General features: G+C 67.1%; 21 protein-coding genes. 6 read left to right on the forward strand and 15 right to left on the reverse strand.

The features are described from left to right. Position 1 precedes the first annotated feature (1 nt). The 4 genes from HWX25_RS22300 to HWX25_RS33500 all read right to left on the reverse strand — a co-directional run bounded on the left by HWX25_RS22300 (position 2) and on the right by HWX25_RS33500 (position 4,093). On the reverse strand, positions 2 to 1,435 hold the full coding sequence (locus HWX25_RS22300; protein ID WP_175910554.1) for an aspartate aminotransferase family protein: 1,434 nt from the start codon (positions 1,433 to 1,435) through the stop codon (positions 2 to 4). A gap of 37 nt (positions 1,436 to 1,472) precedes the next feature. Further along, positions 1,473 to 2,810, reverse strand: coding sequence for a glutamine synthetase family protein (locus HWX25_RS22305; RefSeq protein WP_059819897.1), 1,338 nt, complete (start codon positions 2,808 to 2,810; stop codon positions 1,473 to 1,475). A gap of 29 nt (positions 2,811 to 2,839) precedes the next feature. Further along, positions 2,840 to 3,625, reverse strand: coding sequence for a gamma-glutamyl-gamma-aminobutyrate hydrolase family protein (locus tag HWX25_RS22310; protein WP_175910556.1), 786 nt, complete (start codon positions 3,623 to 3,625; stop codon positions 2,840 to 2,842). A gap of 285 nt (positions 3,626 to 3,910) precedes the next feature. Then, positions 3,911 to 4,093 carry a hypothetical protein gene (locus HWX25_RS33500; protein ID WP_006402789.1) on the reverse strand — a complete coding sequence of 61 codons (183 nt, stop codon included), beginning with the start codon at positions 4,091 to 4,093 and terminating at the stop codon, positions 3,911 to 3,913. Between the two features lie 468 nt (positions 4,094 to 4,561). Between HWX25_RS33500 and HWX25_RS22315 the strand changes: the two genes are divergently transcribed. Beyond that, positions 4,562 to 5,113, forward strand: a complete 552-nt coding sequence (locus tag HWX25_RS22315) for a cupin domain-containing protein (protein WP_014895828.1) — start codon at positions 4,562 to 4,564, stop codon at positions 5,111 to 5,113. Between the two features lie 85 nt (positions 5,114 to 5,198). After that, positions 5,199 to 6,689, forward strand: a complete 1,491-nt coding sequence (locus tag HWX25_RS22320) for an aldehyde dehydrogenase (protein ID WP_175910559.1) — start codon at positions 5,199 to 5,201, stop codon at positions 6,687 to 6,689. A 50-nt stretch (positions 6,690 to 6,739) separates the two neighbouring features. Here HWX25_RS22320 and HWX25_RS22325 read toward each other — a convergent pair whose 3' ends face one another. Further along, positions 6,740 to 6,940 carry a heavy-metal-associated domain-containing protein gene (locus HWX25_RS22325; RefSeq protein WP_006754615.1) on the reverse strand — a complete coding sequence of 67 codons (201 nt, stop codon included), beginning with the start codon at positions 6,938 to 6,940 and terminating at the stop codon, positions 6,740 to 6,742. 333 nt (positions 6,941 to 7,273) lie between these two features. Here HWX25_RS22325 and HWX25_RS22335 point away from each other — a divergent pair, with 333 nt between their 5' ends. After that, entirely contained in the window at positions 7,274 to 7,606 is a 333-nt protein-coding gene (locus HWX25_RS22335; RefSeq protein ID WP_059819894.1) for a cupredoxin domain-containing protein, read from the forward strand. A 12-nt stretch (positions 7,607 to 7,618) separates the two neighbouring features. Next, positions 7,619 to 8,455: an FTR1 family protein gene (locus tag HWX25_RS22340; RefSeq protein WP_059523855.1), complete on the forward strand. Its 837-nt coding sequence runs from the start codon at positions 7,619 to 7,621 to the stop codon at positions 8,453 to 8,455. 89 nt (positions 8,456 to 8,544) lie between these two features. On the opposite strand, the gene HWX25_RS22345 is transcribed toward HWX25_RS22340, so the two are convergent. The 9 genes from HWX25_RS22345 to HWX25_RS22385 form a co-directional block, all read right to left on the reverse strand. Then, the gene (locus tag HWX25_RS22345) at positions 8,545 to 8,763 is read right to left on the reverse strand and encodes a hypothetical protein (RefSeq protein WP_059450688.1); all 219 of its coding nucleotides are present in this window, start codon (positions 8,761 to 8,763) and stop codon (positions 8,545 to 8,547) included. Further along, positions 8,763 to 9,233, reverse strand: a complete 471-nt coding sequence (locus HWX25_RS22350) for a hypothetical protein (protein WP_175910561.1) — start codon at positions 9,231 to 9,233, stop codon at positions 8,763 to 8,765. The genes HWX25_RS22345 and HWX25_RS22350 overlap by 1 nt, the downstream gene beginning before the upstream one ends. An 88-nt stretch (positions 9,234 to 9,321) precedes the next feature. Then, positions 9,322 to 9,642 (reverse strand): DNA-binding transcriptional regulator, encoded by a 321-nt coding sequence (locus HWX25_RS22355; protein WP_175910563.1) that lies wholly within the window; start codon positions 9,640 to 9,642, stop codon positions 9,322 to 9,324. Further along, positions 9,635 to 10,000, reverse strand: coding sequence for a type II toxin-antitoxin system RelE/ParE family toxin (locus HWX25_RS22360; RefSeq protein ID WP_175910565.1), 366 nt, complete (start codon positions 9,998 to 10,000; stop codon positions 9,635 to 9,637). The genes HWX25_RS22355 and HWX25_RS22360 overlap by 8 nt, the downstream gene beginning before the upstream one ends. Before the next feature lie 130 nt (positions 10,001 to 10,130). Continuing rightward, positions 10,131 to 11,948 carry a glutamine--fructose-6-phosphate transaminase (isomerizing) gene (gene glmS, locus HWX25_RS22365; protein WP_059819891.1) on the reverse strand — a complete coding sequence of 606 codons (1,818 nt, stop codon included), beginning with the start codon at positions 11,946 to 11,948 and terminating at the stop codon, positions 10,131 to 10,133. 54 nt (positions 11,949 to 12,002) lie between these two features. Then, positions 12,003 to 13,364 carry a bifunctional UDP-N-acetylglucosamine diphosphorylase/glucosamine-1-phosphate N-acetyltransferase GlmU gene (gene glmU / locus HWX25_RS22370; protein ID WP_175910567.1) on the reverse strand — a complete coding sequence of 454 codons (1,362 nt, stop codon included), beginning with the start codon at positions 13,362 to 13,364 and terminating at the stop codon, positions 12,003 to 12,005. 134 nt (positions 13,365 to 13,498) lie between these two features. Beyond that, on the reverse strand, positions 13,499 to 14,494 hold the full coding sequence (ttcA, locus tag HWX25_RS22375; protein ID WP_175910569.1) for a tRNA 2-thiocytidine(32) synthetase TtcA: 996 nt from the start codon (positions 14,492 to 14,494) through the stop codon (positions 13,499 to 13,501). Then, the gene (locus HWX25_RS22380) at positions 14,491 to 14,895 is read right to left on the reverse strand and encodes a dihydroneopterin aldolase (protein WP_059450683.1); all 405 of its coding nucleotides are present in this window, start codon (positions 14,893 to 14,895) and stop codon (positions 14,491 to 14,493) included. Before HWX25_RS22380 ends, ttcA begins: the two co-directional genes overlap by 4 nt. A 78-nt stretch (positions 14,896 to 14,973) precedes the next feature. Further along, complete coding sequence (locus HWX25_RS22385; protein WP_175910571.1) at positions 14,974 to 15,717, reverse strand: SDR family oxidoreductase; 744 nt, start codon at positions 15,715 to 15,717, stop codon at positions 14,974 to 14,976. Positions 15,718 to 15,730: 13 nt separating this feature from the next. Here HWX25_RS22385 and HWX25_RS22390 point away from each other — a divergent pair, with 13 nt between their 5' ends. Then, complete coding sequence (locus tag HWX25_RS22390) at positions 15,731 to 16,921, forward strand: class I SAM-dependent methyltransferase (RefSeq protein ID WP_175910573.1); 1,191 nt, start codon at positions 15,731 to 15,733, stop codon at positions 16,919 to 16,921. A gap of 13 nt (positions 16,922 to 16,934) precedes the next feature. Beyond that, positions 16,935 to 17,129: a DUF2905 domain-containing protein gene (locus HWX25_RS22395; protein WP_059523874.1), complete on the forward strand. Its 195-nt coding sequence runs from the start codon at positions 16,935 to 16,937 to the stop codon at positions 17,127 to 17,129. Positions 17,130 to 17,206: 77 nt separating this feature from the next. Here the strand turns inward: HWX25_RS22395 and HWX25_RS22400 are convergent, their stop codons facing one another. Continuing rightward, a complete protein-coding gene (locus HWX25_RS22400; RefSeq protein WP_059523876.1) occupies positions 17,207 to 17,428 on the reverse strand; it encodes a hypothetical protein in 222 nt (73 codons plus the stop codon). Positions 17,429 to 17,462 lie beyond the last annotated feature (34 nt).

Here is a 17,462-nt window from a genome sequence, read left to right on the forward strand (position 1 = left end):
GTTACGAAAGGCCCAGTTGCTGGGCGGTCGCATCGACGGCCTTCTTCGCCTTCGATACGAGTTCATCGATTTCCTGACGCGAGATCACGAGCGGCGGCGACAGCAGCATCCGGTCGCCGGTCGCTCGCATGATCAGGTTTCCGTTGAAGCAGAAGTCGCGGCAGATCGTGCCGACGTCGCCGCCGTTCGCGAAGCGGCGGCGTTCGGCCGGCGACTCGGCGAGCTGCAGGCTCGCGACCATCCCGTGGCCGTGCACTTCGCCGACGATCGGATGACGCGCGAAGGTTTCGCGCATCAGCGCCTGGAAGTACGGGCCGGTGTCGTGCTTCACGCGCTCGACGATCCCTTCGTCGCGCAGCAGCTTCAGGTTCGCGACCGCCACCGCGGCCGCGACCGGGTGACCCGAGTACGTGAGGCCGTGATTGAATTCACCGTTGTCGATGATCGGGCGCGCGATGCGTTCGTGGATGCCCACCGCGCCCATCGGCACGTAACCCGACGTCAGGCCCTTGGCCATCGTGATCAGGTCCGGCTCGAAGCCGAAGTGCTGATGCGCGAACCATTCGCCGGTGCGGCCGAAGCCGCCGATCACTTCGTCGGCGACGAGCAGGATGTCGTACTTGCGGCAGATCCGCTGGATTTCCGGCCAGTACGTCGACGGCGGGAAGATCACGCCGCCCGCCCCCTGGAACGGCTCGCCGATGAACGCGGCGACGTTCTCCGCGCCGAGTTCGAGGATCTTCGCCTCGAGCTGCTGCGCGCGGGCCAGACCGAATGCTTCGGGCGTTTCGCCAGTCGCGGCTTCGCCGAAGAAATACGGCTGGTCGATGTGCACGATGTTCTCGACCTTCGACGGCATCTGCTCGTGCATGTAGCCCATCCCGCCGAGCGTGCCACCCGCGATCGTCGAGCCGTGGTAGCCGTTCTTGCGCGAGATCACGACCTTCTTCTGCGGCTTGCCCTGCACACGCCAGTACTGGTGCACGAGGCGCAGCACGGTGTCGTTGCCTTCCGAGCCGCTGTTGCAATAGAAGAAGTGGTTGAAGCCCGCGGGCGTAACTTCGGCGAGCATCGCCGACAGTTCGATCACCGGCGGGTGCGTGGTCTTGAAGAACGTGTTGTAGAACGGCAGTTCCTGGAGCTGGCGATACGCGGCGTCGGCGAGTTCCTTGCGGCCGTAGCCGACGTTCACGCACCAGAGGCCGGCCATGCCGTCGATGACCTTGTTGCCGTCCGAGTCCCACAGGTAGACGCCGTCGGCCTTCACGATCACGCGGCTGCCCGCGCGGTTGAGCGCGCCCATGTCGGAGAACGGGTGGATGTGGTGCGCGGCGTCGAGCGCGCGGTATTCGGCGGTCGAGCGCGCCTGCGTCGTGCGCGGTGCGGTGGCCGGCGCGGCCGGCTGGATCCAGGCAGATTCGTTGCGGTAAGTCATGTTTCCTCCGTGATTCCGTATTCGGTCGTGTGCACGCTCAGACGTGCAGCAGCAGATGGCGGCGTTCCCACGAGCTGATCACGCGGAAGAACGCTTCGTATTCGGTTTCCTTCAGCGCGAAATACGCCTTCAGGAACTTGTGGCCGAGAATCTCGCCGAGCGGCTCGCACGCGGCCATCAGCGTGAGCCCTTCCTCGAGGTTGCGCGGCAGTTGGTACGGCAGTTCGTAGCCGTCGCTGACGAGCGGTTCGGTCGGCTCCAGCCGCTGCGTCATGCCGAGATAGCCGGCCGCGAGCGTCGCCGCGAGCGCGAGATACGGGTTGCAGTCGACGCCCGGAATCCGGTTCTCGATGCGGCGCGCGGCCGGGCCCGAGTGCGGGATGCGGAAGCCGACCGTGCGGTTGTCGTAGCCCCATTGCACGTTGATCGGCGCGGCCATGAAGCGCGACAGCCGGCGGTACGAGTTGATGTACGGCGCGAAGATCGGCATCAGCGCGGGCGTGTATTTCTGCAGCCCCGCGAGGTAGTTGTAGAACATCGACGTCGCGCCGCCGGTTTCCGGCGACGTGAACAGGTTCCGGCCCGTTTCCTCGTCGACGATGCTCTGATGCACGTGCATCGCCGAACCCGGCTCGTTTTCCATCGGCTTCGCCATGAACGTTGCGTACATGTTGTGACGCAGCGCGGCCTCGCGCACCGTGCGCTTGAACAGGAACACCTGGTCGGCGAGCGACAGCGCGTCGCCGTGCATGAAGTTGATCTCCATCTGCGCGGCGCCGACTTCGTGGATCAGCGTGTCGATGTCGAGGTTCTGCGCTTCGCAGTATTCGTAGATGTCCTCGAACAGCGGATCGAACTCGTTGACCGCCTCGATCGAATACGACTGGCGGCCCGTTTCGGGGCGGCCCGTGCGGCCGACCGGCGGACGCAGCGGCAGGTCCGGGTCCTTGTTCATGTCGACCAGGTAGAACTCGAGCTCCGGCGCGACGACCGGCTTCCAGCCCTTCGCCTTGTAGAGGTCGAGCACGCGGCGCAGCACGTAGCGCGGCGAGATCTCGACCGGCGAGCCGTCGAAGTGCACGCAGTCGTGGATCACCTGCGCGGTCGGATCGACGGCCCACGGGATCAGGCGAATGGTCGACGTGTCGGGCACGCACACCATGTCGGGATCGGTCACGCCGGTCAGCGAGCCGTCTTCCGGATACTCGCCGGTGACGGTCTGCACCATCACGGCCTGCGGCAGCCGCATCGATTCGCCGGAAGTGAACTTGTTGCGCGGCGTGATCTTGCCGCGCGCGATGCCGGCCATGTCGGGAATGATCGCTTCGATCTCGGTGATCCGGTGTTGCTTCAGAAAGTCTTCGATGTCTTGCATGTCTGTTCTCGTTATGTGGGTCGGCGCGCTCAAGCGAGCGCGGCGGCGGCCGCGGCGCGCGTGCGGGCGTTGCGGTGCGCGCGGCAGGCGTCGCCGAAGGCGCGGAAGATCGCGCTCGACAGCGGGTCGTGCGCATGCCGCCATTCCGGGTGCCATTGCACGGCGAGGGCGAAGGCCGGTGCATCGACGACGCTGACGGCCTCGATCAGGCCGTCCGGCGCGACGGCTTCGACGGCGAGGCCGGAACCGAGCTGCGCGATGCCCTGCTTGTGCAGCGAGTTCACGTGCACGTCGTCGCGGCCGCCGGCGAGCGTATGCAGCACGCCGCCGGGCGTCAGGCGCACGACGTGCGCGGGGCCGTATTGCGTGTCCATCGGCGCGTCGTCGTCCTCGCGGTGATCGGCGAAGCCGGGCACTTCGTGCACGCGCTGATGCAGCGTGCCGCCGCAGACGACGTTCAGCTCCTGGAAGCCGCGGCACACGGCCAGCACGGGCACGCCCGCGACGATCGCCGCGCGCAGCAGCGGCAGCGTCGTCGCGTCGCGTGCGGGATCGTGCTTCGTGCCGGGCGCGCTCGGCTCGCCGCCGTACAGGTGCGGCTCGACGTTCGAATAGCTGCCGGTAAACAACAGGCCGTCGACCGTGGCGAGCACGTCGTCGGTCGACTGGCGATCGCCGAGCGCGGGCAGCACCATCGCGAGCGCGTGCGCGCCGTCGACGATCGCCGCGACGTACTTGTCGCCGACCGTGTGCGACGCATGTGCGCCGATTTGCGTGAGGTCGGCGGTGATGCCGACGAGGGGTTTCCTTTCCATGACGTCAATCAGTTGTCCGTAGGGCCATGACGTGCGTTGCGCGGGAAAATCGTGAAATGCAGGCGCGACACGACCCCGCAGCCTGGCGAAATGCGCAAGGCCGCTGGTGAATGGGCGCAACGGGTTCGCATGGCGATCCGCGCTGCGCGCGACGGTCAGGCCGTCGTTCGTTTCGTTGTGCTGCGCGACGCGGCAATGGATGCGCGAACGCGTTCCGTCACCGCGCGGACGGCGCGGCTAACGAGCAGGCAATTGAAACGAACGACGAGAAAAGGAGGAGAGGCGCTATGGCAGCAGCGACGCGACTTCGTCGGTATCGACGGCCACGAACGCGCGTGCGGAAACGGCGTTGTGACGGCGAACGGAACGACGGGACAGGATGGTGTAGATCGACAGATGCAGCAGGCGAGGACTATGCCAGCCGCAACTGCCATCGGAAGCGGGAGCAGCGCTGCGCAAACTTCGCACATCGCCTCGATCCCACCTCACCAGAGGGCCACGGACTCTCACGATTACACTCGACTGGTTTGTTGAAAGTATTGAACACCTGATCGTTTCGGCGCGCGAGGCGTTTAAAATAATCGAGGTGTCGGGCCTGCGTCATTTACATCGAAAGGCATCAATTTTTACGTTGCAGTAACGTTTTTCGGTGCCGATGAATGGCCAATGACGCTGACCTGAGAGCCAGCATATACGAGCCAAAAACGGCGTCAAATGTTTTTTGACGGTCTCATGTCAGGGCTTTCCCGAGGCACTCCGAACAAAAGATTCGCAAATGGAATGATTCGCGGGGTGTTCATTATTTCGAACGCCTTTCAGGGTTTTCCCCGCTGATGCGCGGCATAAAGTGATTAGAATATTCAACGGCTGCGTAATGCCGTTCAACGCATCGTTTCACTTTTTCACCGCACTCCTATCGTGTCCGAAACCGAATCGATGTCCACCGAAGTCGCCGAGCGCCTGCGTTTCGTGCGCAACAAGCATGGCCTGTCGCAGCGCGAACTCGCGAAGCGGGCCGGCGTGACCAACGGCACGATCTCGCTGATCGAACAGGGGCGCGTGAGCCCGTCGGTCGGCTCGCTGAAGAAACTGCTCGAATGCATTCCGATGAGTCTCGCGGAGTTCTTCACGTTCGAACTCGTCGAATCGCGCTCGGTCGTATCGCGCCGAGACGAGATGCCGAACCTCGGCAACGACGCGCTCGCGTTTCATCTCGTCGGCGCGGGCGTGAAGGACCGCAACATGTGCATCATGCGCGAGATCTACCAGCCGCTCGCCGACACGGGGCCCGAGATGCTCGTGCACGCGGGGCACGAGGGCGGCGTGGTCGTGTCGGGCCGGCTCGAGCTCACCGTCGACGGCGCGACGTGGCTGCTCGACCCCGGAGACGGCTACTACTTCGAAAGCCGTTTGCCGCACCGTTTTCGCAATCCCAGCGCGGAACAGCTCTGCGAGGTCGTGTCGGCGAATTCGCCGGCCACCTTCTGACCGCGCATCACCGCATTCGCCGCCGGCAGTGTTGCCGTTGCGCGGCGTGCCGCAGCGCGAATGCCACGACAATTGAGGCATCCTGATGAACAAGTTGACTTTGGCTGACTGGCAGGACAAGGCGGCGTCGCTCACGATCGACGGGCGCGCATTCATCGACGGCGCGTCGCGCGACGCGCACGGCGGCAGGACGTTCGACTGCGTGAGCCCGATCGACGGCCGCGTGCTCGCGAAGGTGGCCGATTGCGGCGAGGCCGACGTGAACGCCGCCGTCGCGGCCGCGCGCCGCGCGTTCGACGCCGGCGTATGGGCCGGACTGAACCCGCGCGCGCGCAAGGCCGTGCTGCTGCGGTGGGCCGCGCTGATGCGCGAGCATCTCGACGAACTGTCGCTGCTCGAGACGCTCGATGCGGGCAAGCCGATCGGCGACACCACGACGGTCGACGTGCCGGGCGCCGCGTATTGCGTCGAGTGGTTCGCCGAAGCGATCGACAAGGTCGGCGGCGAAGTCGCGCCGGCCGACCATCATCTCGTCGGTCTCGTCACGCGCGAGCCGGTCGGCGTGGTGGCGGCCGTCGTGCCGTGGAACTTCCCGATCCTGATGGCTGCATGGAAGTTCGGCCCGGCGCTCGCGGCCGGTAACAGCGTCGTGCTGAAGCCGTCGGAGAAATCGCCGCTGACCGCGATCCGCGTCGCGCAGCTCGCATACGAAGCCGGCATCCCGGCCGGCGTGTTCAACGTCGTGCCGGGCGCGGGCGAGCCGGGCAAGCTGCTCGCGCTGCATCGCGATGTCGACTGCATCGCGTTCACCGGCTCCACCGCGGTCGGCAAGCTGATCATGCAGTACGCCGCGCAGTCGAACCTGAAGCGCGCGTGGCTCGAACTCGGCGGCAAGTCGCCGAACATCGTGCTGCCGGATTGTCCGGACCTCGACCGCGCCGCGCAGGCCGCGGCCGGCGCGATCTTCTACAACATGGGCGAGATGTGCACGGCCGGCTCGCGCCTGCTCGTGCATCGCGACATCAAGGACGCGTTCATCGAGAAGCTGGTCGCGGCCGCGCGCGCGTACGTGCCGGGCAACCCGCTCGATCCGTCGGTATCGATGGGCGCGATCGTCGACGGGATCCAGCTCGAACGCGTGCTCGGCTACATCGATGCCGGGCGCAAGGAGGGCACGCTCGTCACGGGCGGTGCGCGCGTGAAGGAGGACACGGGCGGCTTCTACGTGGAGCCGACGGTGTTCGAGGTGAAGCCCGACGCGAAGATCGCGCGCGAGGAGATCTTCGGCCCGGTGCTGTCGGTGATCGTGTTCGACGATGTCGACGAGGCCGTGCGGATCGCGAACGATACCGAGTACGGCCTGGCGGCGGCGGTGTGGACGTCCAATCTCACGACCGCGCACGACGTGTCGCGCCGGCTGCGGGCGGGCACGGTGTGGGTGAACTGCTACGACGAAGGCGGCGACATGAACTTCCCGTTCGGCGGCTACAAGCAGTCGGGTAATGGCCGCGACAAGTCGCTGCACGCGCTCGAGAAATACACCGAGCTGAAGTCGACGCTGATCCGGCTGCGCTGACGCGGCCGGTGTGCGGGGCGCGGTGCCGACGGGCGCCGCGCCCGCGCGCGTCAGGCCGAGCGCAGTGCCGGGTGGAAGCCCGCGGCTTCGATGATCGACTGCACGCGTTCGGCGCCTTGTGCCGACTCGACCTTGACCGTCTTCGCGGCCACGTCGATGTCGAGCTTCGCGGCGGGGTCCGCTGCCGTCACGGCGCGCGTGATGGCATTGGCACAGCCGCCGCAGGTCATGTCCTGGACTTCGAATTCCATCGTGTTCTCCTGGGTGGATGGGCGATTGAGAAACATGAGCAGCATGAAGCTTGCCATGGTGGGAAGGTCAAGCCCCTGCGATGCGTTCGGCGCCGCATAAGTAATTTGTAAAACTGAAGTCAGACGAATCGCAATCCGCCCGCGTGCGTCAGTCCGAATTTTTCCCGATTGACGCTCGGGTATTGTCGGCGAAATCTGGCGGAGCCTTGCGCGACAAGGTGCATGTCATGTCGGTGATGCACGATGTCCATGCCACCAGTAAGGGTACTTGAAGAGGGAAATGCGAATCGATCTTACTATCGGTTCCCCTCGATATTTCATTTCGTTACCCGTATGAATCGCTTCGCTTTCGGTTTCGCACTGGCCCTGCTGGGCGCATCGGCAACGTCCGCATTCGCTGCCGACGACGTCGTCAACCTGACCCTGAAGGACCACAAGTTTTCGCCCGACGGCGTGACGATTCCGGCCGGCAAGAAGGTGAAGTTCGTCGTGAAGAACCTCGACGCGACGCCCGCGGAATTCGAAAGCGACGATTTCAAGGCAGAGAAGGTCGTGCCGGCCGGCAAGTCGATCGAGATCCTGATCGGGCCGCTGAAGGCCGGCACCTACGAGTTCCACGACGAGTATCACGAAGCGCAGTCGAAAACGCACCTGACCGTCAAATAAGCGGATATCGCCATGCTGTCTACCGCCCTGATCGTCTTTCGTGAAGTGCTCGAGGCCGCGCTGGTGGTTTCGATCGTGATGGCCGCGACGAAGGGCGTGCCGAGGCGCGGCTGGTGGGTCGGCGGCGGGCTCGTCGGCGGCGTGATCGGCGCCGGCCTGATCGCCGCGTTCGCCGACGTGATTTCGCAATGGGCCTCCGGCATGGGGCAGGAAGTCTTCAACGCCGGCGTGATGTTCGTCGCGACGCTGATGCTGGCGTGGCACTGCATCTGGATGAGCCGCCACGGCCGCGAGATGGCGCTGCACATGGGCGAGGTCGGCCGGGCCGTCGCGGCCGGCAGCCGGCCGCTGACGGGGCTCGCGATCGTCGTCGGTGTCGCGGTGCTGCGCGAGGGCTCCGAGGCCGTGCTGTTCCTGTACGGCATCGCGGCGGGCGATCCGGGACAGACGCCGCAGATGATCGTCGGCGGGCTGCTCGGCGTGCTGGGTGGCGCCGGGCTCGGCTACGCGATGTATGCGGGCCTGCTGCAGATTCCGCTCAAGCGCCTGTTCTCCGTCACCAACGCGCTGATCGTGCTGCTCGCGGCGGGGATGGCGAGCCAGTGCGTCGGCTTCCTGCTCGCCGCCGGCCTCGTGCCGTCGTGGGGCGATGCGGTCTGGGATACCTCGTGGCTGCTCAAGGAATCGAGCATCGTCGGCAAGGCGCTGCATACGCTGATCGGCTATACCGCGCGTCCGGCGGGAATCCAGATCGCGGCGTACGTCGTTACGCTGGTCGCGATCGTCGTGCTGGCGCGGCTCGTCGGCCGGCCCCGGACGGTGGTGCCGCCGCCGCGGCCCGTTGCGTGAGCGGGCCGGGGCCGAATGCAGAAAGGGGCGTCATGGACGCCCCTTTTTTCTTGCGTTGATGATGGCGCGCGCGCAGCCGCGCGGCGCGTTCAGCGATGGTTGTCGATCCATGCGCGGGCCCATTCGAGCCCCGCTTCGCGCGCTTCGTCTTCGGTGTCGAACACGCCGAGCACGCCCGACGCTTCGACGAGCCGATTGTTCTGCGTGATCGTGCCGCTCGCCGCGAAGCGTTCGGGCTGCAGGATTTCGTCCTGCTGCAGGATCGAATGGCCCCAGATCTGGTAGCCGTGATAGGTCTGCGCTTCCATTATCGCGTCACCTCCGCGGAACGGCTGCCCGTGCCGACACGCAGCACATTGCCGTCCGGCGTGTATTGCCGCGGGATGTCCGAGAACTTGAGTGCGTGCGGCGTATCGGGCATGGCCGGCTGCATCACCGTGAGCCGGCCCGGCGCGGGCTGCGCGACCGGGCGCGGTGCGGCCGGTGTTTCGACCGTCGCGGCGGTCGGTCGATGTGGCACGGTTTTCACGGCTTGTGCGACGCGGCGCTTGTGCAGCTTGACCGCAGCCTTCGGCTGCACGCTCGCGTGCTTTTCCACGGTCTTGCCGCCCGCGTGCGCGTCGGCACCCGGGCGCGCTGCCGGCGTACGGGCGTCCGGCGTGCGCGCCGCCGGCAACCGTGCCTCGGGCGGGTTCCAGACTTCGACGTAGTGCTCGGCCGCCCAGCCCGTCGACGCGAAGCTCAGCGCCAGCAATCCGCATCCAAACAGTCTTACCATGGTCTCTCCGTCATCTTGCGTGCGGCTCGCGTCGCGTTGCGGTGCCCGGTGAGAAGGCGGCCGCTCATCCGTGCTCGGGGAGCACGTTTCACGAAAATACCTCGAGCCCGTGTTTCTCGACGATCTGCAACATGCGCGCGGCGATACCGCTCGGCCGCTTGTCGCCCTGTTCCCATTGGCGAATCGTCGACGTCGTCGTGTTCAGGTAGAGCGCGAACACGCTCTGGCTGACATTGACCGACTTACGGATGCGTGCGATCGCTTCCGGATCGAACTTCGGCGCCGCTTCGATGCAAAGGACGTCGTATTCGCGCATTGTCGTCTTGTCGATCTGCCGTGCGCGATAGAGACCCGACGCAGCGCTGTGGACCGCCTCCGTCGCGTCGCTCTTGAATCGGCTCTTAGCCATTGCAAATCTCCACCCACTCGTTCAGTGCGACCAGTGTCGCGATGTCGACGTCGGTGCGTCGACCGACATCCGCTGCGAGCTTTTTGAAGGCGCGCAGTTCGTGAGCGTCGATGTTGTCACGGTCGCACTTGGCGAACAGGAACACGAACACCCACGTATGCCCGACCTTGCCCAGCACGATGCCGCGCTGACGATTCCCGTCCAGACGCTTCTTCCAGACGTTGCCTCCAAGTTCGACGCCCTGGCCCCGCGCCAGCTGTCGCACTGCGCGGCACAGTTCGCCATCGGCGATTCCCGCTTTTCCTGCTGCCTTGTGAAACCACTTCGTCTTGAACACGCGTCGTACGGAAGCAGACATGTCGAGCCAGTCAAGTTAGCACAGGATTATATACCACCAAGTGGTATATATTTCGACTTGGCCGAATGGCCTGCTTCACGCGGATACTCAGCCCCGACGGGCCACTGGCCTCCCTCGCGGGAGGCACGCGTCATTCCACCGTCACCGATTTCGCGAGGTTGCGCGGCTTGTCGACGTCGGTGCCGCGCGCGCATGCGGTGTGATACGCGAGCAGCTGCAGCGGCACGACGTGCAGGATCGGCGACAGCTGCCCGTAGTGTTCCGGCATCCGGATCACGTGCAGGCCGTCGTCGTTGACGATCTGCGTGTCGGCATCCGCGAACACGTACAGCTCGCCGCCGCGTGCGCGCACTTCCTGCATGTTCGACTTCAGCTTCTCAAGCAGCGTGTCGTTCGGCGCGACCGTCACGACCGGCATCGCTTCGGTGACGAGCGCGAGCGGCCCGTGCTTCAGCTCACCGGCCGGATACGCCTCGGCATGGATGTACGAGATTTCCTTCAGCTTCAGCGCGCCTTCGAGCGCGATCGGGTAATGCAGCCCGCGGCCGAGGAACAGCGCGTTTTCCTTGCGTGCGAATTCGTCCGACCACGCGATGATCTGCGGCTCGAGCGCGAGCACGCTGTTCAGCGCGGCCGGCAGGTGGCGCAGCTCCTTCAGGAATTGCGCTTCCTGCGCGGCGTCGACGTGCCCGCGCAGCTTGCCGAGCGTCGCGGCCAGCACGAACAGCGCGACGAGCTGCGTCGTGAACGCCTTGGTCGACGCGACGCCGATCTCGGTGCCCGCGTGCGTCAGGAACTGCATCTCGGTGAGGCGCACCATCGCGCTCGTCGCGACGTTGCACACCGCGAGCGTATGCGTGTGGCCGAGCGACTGCGCGTGCTTGAGCGCGGCGAGCGTGTCGGCCGTCTCGCCCGACTGCGAAATCACCAGCACGAGCTGGCGCGGGTTCGGCACCGACTCGCGATAGCGGTATTCGCTCGCGATCTCGACCTGGGTCGGGATCTTCGCGATCGATTCGAGCCAGTACTTCGCGGTGAGGCCCGAGTAGTAGCTCGTGCCGCACGCGAGGATCAAAAGGCTGTCGATGTTCGCGAACGCGGCGGGGGCCGCCTCACCGAACAGCGTCGCGTCGAACGCTTCGGTTTGCGGCACCGTGTCGCCGATCGCGCGCGGCTGCTCGAAGATTTCCTTCTGCATGAAGTGGCGGTACGGGCCCAGCTCGACCGCGCCGCCGTATGCGCTGACGACGCGGATCTCGCGCTGCGCGAGCGCGCCGTGGCGGTCGACGATCTTCACGCCGTCGAGCGACAGTTCGCACACGTCGCCTTCCTCGAGGAACGTGAAGCGGTCGGTGCTGCCGGCCAGCGCCAGTGCGTCGGATGCGAGGAAGTTCTCGCCGTCGCCGTGGCCGACGACGAGCGGCGAACCCTGGCGCGCACCGACGACGGTGTGCGGCTGGTCCTTGTGCGTCACCGCGATCGCATACGCGCCGTGCAGCTGCTGCACGGCTTCGCGCACGGCCGCGAACAGGTCGCCGCGATACAGGCTGTGCACGAGGTGCGCGATGACTTCGGTGTCGGTCTGCGACACGAACTCGTAGCCCTTCGCGCGCAGCGCTTCGCGCAGCGTCTCGAAGTTCTCGATGATGCCGTTGTGCACGAGCGCGAGCGCGTTCGACGAGAAGATCGGGTGTGCGTTGTGCGTGACGGGCGCGCCGTGCGTCGCCCAGCGCGTGTGCGCGACGCCGGTCGTGCCTTCGAGATGCGATTCCTGCACCTGCGCGTCGAGATCGGCGACGCGCGCGACGCTGCGCGCGCGCTTCGGCGCGCCCGGCTCGAGCACGGCGACGCCGCACGAATCGTAGCCACGGTATTCGAGGCGCCGCAATCCTTCGATCAGCACCGGAACGATATTACGCTGCGCAACTGCGCCGACAATGCCGCACATGAATGGTCAATCCTGTAAGTCGACGCGGGCGCCGTCCGGGCGCCCGCTAAAGGTTCAGCTCTTCTTCTTGACCGGGCGGACGTAGCCGCTCTTCGCGGTCTGCGTCTTCTCGTTCAATGCGAGGACGCCTTCGGCGACGTCCTTCCAGATCGTCGTGCCGGCCGCGATCGTCACGCCGCGGCCGACGCGCACCGGCGCGACGAGCTGCGTGTCGGAGCCGACGAACACGTCGTCCTCGATCACGGTGCGGAACTTGTTCGCGCCGTCGTAGTTGCAGGTGATCGTGCCCGCGCCGATGTTCACGCGCGCGCCGATGTCGGCGTCGCCGATGTAGGTGAGGTGGTTCGCCTTCGAGCCGTGGCCGATCACCGCGTTCTTCACCTCGACGAAGTTGCCGACGTGCGCTTCGTCGGCGAGCTGCGCGCCCGGACGCAGCCGCGCGTACGGGCCGATCACGGTGTTTGCGCCGAGCTCGGCGCCGTCGATGTGCGTGAACGCGTCGATGCGCGTGCCCGCGCCGATCGACGCGTTGCGGATCACGCAGTTCGCGCCGATCGTCACGTTGTCGGCGAGCGTCACGTTGCCTTCGAACACGCAGTTCACGTCGATCGACACGTCGCGGCCGCAGCGCAGCGTGCCGCGCACATCGAGCCGCGCCGGATCGGCGAGCGTGACGCCGTCGACGAGCAGCGCATCGGCGACGTTGCGCTGATGGATGCGCTCGAGCTCCGCGAGCTGCGCCTTGCTGTTCACGCCGAGCGTTTCCCATTCCTCGTCGGGCTGCGCCGTGACGATCTCGAAGCCGGCCTCGATCGCGAGCTCGACGACGTCGGTCAGGTAGTACTCGCCCTGCGCGTTCTCGTTCTTCAGCGCGCCGAGCCACATCGACAGCTGCGCCGTGGGCGTGACGATGATGCCGGTGTTGATCTCGGCGATCCTCAACTGCTCGGGCGACGCGTCCTTCTGCTCGACGATGCGCGTGACGAAACCGGACGCGTCGCGCACGATGCGGCCGTAGCCGGTCGGGTCGTCGAGCGTGACGGTCAGAATTCCGTAGCGGCCGTCGCGCGCGGCGTCGACGAGACGCCGCAGCGTCGACGCGCGGGTGAGCGGCACGTCGCCGTACAGCACCAGCGTCGGCTGCGCGGGATCGAGCAGCGGCAGCGCCTGGCGTACCGCGTGGCCGGTGCCGAGCTGCTCGGCCTGCACCGCGAACTGGACATCGGGCGCGGCGACAGCGGCCTGGACCTGCTCGGCGCCGTGACCGACGACGACGACGAGCCGCGACGGCTGCAGCGTGCGCGCGGTGGCGATGACGTGGGAGAGGAGCGGCCTGCCGGCCAGGGGATGGAGCACTTTCGGCAGCGCGGAACGCATGCGCTTGCCGGTGCCTGCCGCCAAAATCACGATATTCATGGCGCCAGCTTGTCAGAGGAGTTCGAAGCCGTCCATTTTAGCATGCGGCCCCCGTCGTTCCGGGCCTGTCGCGGCGGGGCGACAGCGCCGGAACGAGGCCGCGGCCCCGGTTCCGGCGGATGTTCAGGCCCTGCTTACAGGTCGTCGAACTGGACGATCGAGATCGGTTTCGCCGAGCCCGGCGCGGCGGTCTCGTCGCCGGACGCGCACGGCTCTTCGTCGAACGCGATGTCGCCCTGCGGATCGGCCTCGCCGGTCGCGCGCAGCGACGCGAACGGGAACTGGGTCGTATCCATCAGGTGCGACGGCACGACGTTCGCGAGCGCGCTGAACATGTTGTCGACGCGGCCCGGGAAGCGCTTGTCCCATTCGCGGATCAGCGCCTTCATTTCCGCGCGCTTCAGGTTCGGCTGGCTGCCGCACAGGTTGCACGGGATGATCGGGAATTCGCGCAACTCGGCGAATTTCTCGAGATCGGTTTCCTTCACGTACGCGAGCGGGCGGATCACGACGTTCCTGCCGTCGTCCGACTGCAGCTTCGGCGGCATTCCCTTCAGCTTGCCGCCGTAGAACATGTTGAGCAGCAGCGTCTGCAGGATGTCGTCGCGGTGGTGGCCGAGCGCGATCTTGGTCGCGCCAAGCTCGCCGGCCACGCGGTACAGGATCCCGCGGCGCAGCCGCGAGCACAGCGAGCAGGTCGTCTTGCCTTCGGGCACGAGCCGCTTGACGATGCTGTAGGTGTCCTGGTTCTCGATGTGGAACGGCACGCCGACCTGCGTCAGGTACTCGGGCAGCACGTGCTCGGGGAAGCCCGGCTGCTTCTGGTCGAGGTTGACCGCGACGATGTCGAAGTCGATCGGCGCGCGCTCGCGCAGGCGCAGCAGCACGTCGAGCATTGCGTAGCTGTCCTTGCCGCCCGACAGGCACACCATCACCTTGTCGCCCTGCTCGATCATGTTGTAGTCGCCGATCGCCTGGCCGACCTGGCGCACGATCCGCTTGAACAGCTTGTTGTTCTCGTACGCTTCCTTCTGCTCGCGGCGCGTCAGCGCGCGGCGGCCGGTGTCGGCGGCGGTGGCTTCGATGGCGGCGCCATCGGCCGCCGTGTCGTTCATGTGGGGGGCGTTCATGCGCGCTCCTCGTCCTTGATGCGAAAGACTTCGACGCCGACGGCGTCGCAGTCCGGATAGGCGTCCGGTTTCTCGGTACAGACGCGTACCGCGCGCACGGCGTCGTGCGCCAGCAGGTTCGCGGCGATCGCGTCGCACAGCGTTTCCTGCAGGTGGATGTGGCCGCGCGCCACGCACTGCGCGACGCTCTGCTTCATCAGGTCGTAGTCGACGACTTCATGCAGCCGGTCGTCGACGGGGGTGGACAGCGCGAGCGGCACGAACAGGTCGACGTTGATGACGACGCGCTGCTCGCCGCGCTTCTCGTGTTCGAAGGCCCCGATGTTGATGTGCACCTCGTAGTCGCGCAGGTAGAGCCTGCGGCAGTCCGCGAGGCGGGGGTGCAGGAGAGCGGAAAACATGGTCGTCCCAGTCAAATTGGCGTGCGCGCACGCAAAGCGGCGCGGGCGGCGGCGATCAGGCCGCGCGATCCGCGCAGTTCATTCATTCGGGCCGGCGGCGTGCGGCACCAGGTGCTCGCCGCCGTCGACGGTCAGCGTCGCGCCCGTGACGCCGGGCGCGCTCGCGAGATAGCAGGCCGCCGCCGCGATGTCGTTCGCGTGCGGCGCATGGCCGCGCACGAGCGCCGCGACGCGCACTTTCGGCGCGAGGGCCAGCGCCAGCGCGGCGGTCGCGCGGTTCAGCGCGGCCTGCATCAGCGCATGCGACAGCTGCGCCGGCGCCGGGTGAAACAGGGCCTGATCCAGCACGTGGATCGCGCACGCGCGCAGCGATTCGTCGTCGCGCGCGGCGTCGGGCGTCGCGTCGGCAAGCGCCCGGGCCAGCGCGAGCGGCGCCGTCACGTTGCGCGCGAGCGCAGCGGCGAGCGATGCGCCGTCCACGGTGTGCGCGTCGTCGGTTCCGGCGCAGGCACTCACGAACACCGCGCAGGTGGGCCGGCCGAGCGCCGCGCCGCACGCGGCGACGAGCGCGGCTGCCTCGGTTTCCAGGGCCAGATCGGCGTCGAGCACGGCTGCACGGCGGCCGTGGGCGGCGACTTCGGCGACGAGCGCGTCGGCGGCCGCGCGCGGCGCGCCGGGGCTGCGCTGCAGCGCGACGTCCCAGCCGCGCTGCGCGAATCCGGTCGCGAGCGCACGACCGAGCGACGCGGCGTCGGCCGCGCTGCCCAGCGCGCCGGCGACGAGCGCGATGCGCGGGGTCGACGTATCGGCTGAAACGGTCATTTACAATGCCGGGATGAACCCGAAAGCTCACGAACCCGCTAGTTTACCTGCTCCCGGCCCTGACGCGCTCGCGCAGTCCGAAACCCTTGCCGCGCAACTGCGCGACGAGATCGCGGCGGCCGGCGGCTGGCTGCCGTTCGACCGCTTCATGGAGCGCGCGCTGTATGCGCCAGGCCTCGGCTATTACAGCGGCGGCGCGCGCAAGTTCGGCCGCCGCGCCGACGACGGCAGCGACTTCGTGACGGCCCCCGAGCTGTCGCCGCTGTTCGCGCAGACGCTCGCGAATCCCGTCGGGCAAGCGCTGGCGGCAAGCGGCACGCGCCGCGTGATGGAGTTCGGCGCGGGCACGGGCAAGCTCGCGGCCGGGCTGCTCGATGCGCTCGATGCGCTCGGCGTCGAACTCGACGAATACCTGATCGTCGACTTGTCCGGCGAACTGCGCGAACGGCAGCGCGACACGATCGCGGCGGTCGCGCCGGCGCTCGCCGGGAAGGTGCGCTGGCTCGACGCGCTGCCCGAGCGCTTCGACGGTGTCGTGGTCGGCAACGAGGTGCTCGATGCGATGCCGGTGCGCCTCTTCGCGAAGGCGGGCGGCGCGTGGCTCGAGCGCGGCGTCGCGCTCGACGCGCGGCACGCGTTCGTGTTCGACGACCGGCCCGCCGGTGCGGCCGGCCTGCCGCCGGTGCTCGCGACGCTCGACGTCGACGACGGCTACGTGACCGAGACGCACGAAGCCGCGCTGGCGTTCACGCGTACCGTATGCACGATGCTCGGGCGCGGCGCGGTGCTGCTGGTCGACTACGGGTTCCCCGCGCACGAGTACTACCATCCGCAGCGCGACCGCGGCACGCTGATGTGCCACTACCGCCACCACGCGCATGACGACGCGTTTCTGTACCCGGGGCTGCAGGACATCACCGCGCACGTCGAATTCACCGGCATCTACGACGCGGGCGTCGCGACCGGCGCGGACCTCCTCGGCTACACGTCGCAGGCGCGTTTCCTGTTGAACGCGGGCATCACCGACGCGCTGGCCGCGATCGATCCGTCCGACATCCACCAGTTCCTGCCGGCCGCGAACGCGGTGCAGAAGCTGATCTCGGAAGCCGAGATGGGCGAGCTGTTCAAGGTGATCGCGTTCTCGCGCGGGATCGACGGCACGCTCGACGCATTCGCGCGCGGCGACCGCTCGCACGCGCTCTGACGGGGAGTTCGGGATGCTGCGCTGGCTGATGGCGTCGTTCGTCGCGGTGATGATCCTGACGCGCTGCTGGCCGTGGCTCGGCAAGGTCGGCATCGGGCGGATGCCGGGCGACGTCACGCTGACGCTCGGCGGGCGGCGCTACCCGTTCCCGTTCATGTCGACGCTGGTGCTGACGATGCTGGTGTCGATGGTGGCGCGGCTGCTCTGAGCCGCGCCGAATGCGGCGGCGCGCCGTGACCGCGCCGCGGCGCGCGTGTGAGGGTTCGGCGCGTCACGGTCCGCGCGTCACAGCTCGATTTCGCCGAGGATCCGGTGCGCGAGCGCCTTCGCTTCGTTGAACGCCTCTTCCTCGCTCGGACTCGTCGTGTGGACGTCGTAACGCATGTTTTCCGTCTCGTCGCCGTCGTCCCGGGCGAGGATCACGTAACCCTGGAACTGTCCGTTGGCGGCGTGCTGCGTGTGCGCCTTGGCCGTGTAGATGCCTTTCGTGAACGTGTTCGTGTCCATCGTGCCTCTCCCGCAATAGGACACTTCATCGTAG

This window comes from Burkholderia sp. BCC1640 (genome assembly GCF_902833125.1).
GTDB lineage: Bacteria > Pseudomonadota > Gammaproteobacteria > Burkholderiales > Burkholderiaceae > Burkholderia > Burkholderia diffusa.

What these genes read in the sequence shown, in the direction of transcription:
- HWX25_RS22395 (WP_059523874.1), top strand. Translation starts at nt 16,935, where the DNA reads ATGCTGCGCTGGCTGATGGCGTCGTTCGTCGCGGTGATGATCCTGACG.
- HWX25_RS22320 (WP_175910559.1), top strand. Translation starts at nt 5,199, where the DNA reads ATGAACAAGTTGACTTTGGCTGACTGGCAGGACAAGGCGGCGTCGCTC.
- HWX25_RS22380 (WP_059450683.1), bottom strand. Translation starts at nt 14,895, where the DNA reads ATGTTTTCCGCTCTCCTGCACCCCCGCCTCGCGGACTGCCGCAGGCTC.
- HWX25_RS22390 (WP_175910573.1), top strand. Translation starts at nt 15,731, where the DNA reads ATGAACCCGAAAGCTCACGAACCCGCTAGTTTACCTGCTCCCGGCCCT.
- ttcA (WP_175910569.1), bottom strand. Translation starts at nt 14,494, where the DNA reads ATGAACGCCCCCCACATGAACGACACGGCGGCCGATGGCGCCGCCATC.
- glmS (WP_059819891.1), bottom strand. Translation starts at nt 11,948, where the DNA reads ATGTGCGGCATTGTCGGCGCAGTTGCGCAGCGTAATATCGTTCCGGTG.
- HWX25_RS22300 (WP_175910554.1), bottom strand. Translation starts at nt 1,435, where the DNA reads ATGACTTACCGCAACGAATCTGCCTGGATCCAGCCGGCCGCGCCGGCC.
- HWX25_RS22310 (WP_175910556.1), bottom strand. Translation starts at nt 3,625, where the DNA reads ATGGAAAGGAAACCCCTCGTCGGCATCACCGCCGACCTCACGCAAATC.
- HWX25_RS22345 (WP_059450688.1), bottom strand. Translation starts at nt 8,763, where the DNA reads ATGGAAGCGCAGACCTATCACGGCTACCAGATCTGGGGCCATTCGATC.
- HWX25_RS22350 (WP_175910561.1), bottom strand. Translation starts at nt 9,233, where the DNA reads ATGGTAAGACTGTTTGGATGCGGATTGCTGGCGCTGAGCTTCGCGTCG.
- HWX25_RS22385 (WP_175910571.1), bottom strand. Translation starts at nt 15,717, where the DNA reads ATGACCGTTTCAGCCGATACGTCGACCCCGCGCATCGCGCTCGTCGCC.
- HWX25_RS22360 (WP_175910565.1), bottom strand. Translation starts at nt 10,000, where the DNA reads ATGTCTGCTTCCGTACGACGCGTGTTCAAGACGAAGTGGTTTCACAAG.
- HWX25_RS22340 (WP_059523855.1), top strand. Translation starts at nt 7,619, where the DNA reads ATGCTGTCTACCGCCCTGATCGTCTTTCGTGAAGTGCTCGAGGCCGCG.
- HWX25_RS22325 (WP_006754615.1), bottom strand. Translation starts at nt 6,940, where the DNA reads ATGGAATTCGAAGTCCAGGACATGACCTGCGGCGGCTGTGCCAATGCC.
- HWX25_RS22335 (WP_059819894.1), top strand. Translation starts at nt 7,274, where the DNA reads ATGAATCGCTTCGCTTTCGGTTTCGCACTGGCCCTGCTGGGCGCATCG.
- HWX25_RS22315 (WP_014895828.1), top strand. Translation starts at nt 4,562, where the DNA reads ATGTCCACCGAAGTCGCCGAGCGCCTGCGTTTCGTGCGCAACAAGCAT.
- HWX25_RS22305 (WP_059819897.1), bottom strand. Translation starts at nt 2,810, where the DNA reads ATGCAAGACATCGAAGACTTTCTGAAGCAACACCGGATCACCGAGATC.
- glmU (WP_175910567.1), bottom strand. Translation starts at nt 13,364, where the DNA reads ATGAATATCGTGATTTTGGCGGCAGGCACCGGCAAGCGCATGCGTTCC.
- HWX25_RS22400 (WP_059523876.1), bottom strand. Translation starts at nt 17,428, where the DNA reads ATGGACACGAACACGTTCACGAAAGGCATCTACACGGCCAAGGCGCAC.
- HWX25_RS22355 (WP_175910563.1), bottom strand. Translation starts at nt 9,642, where the DNA reads ATGGCTAAGAGCCGATTCAAGAGCGACGCGACGGAGGCGGTCCACAGC.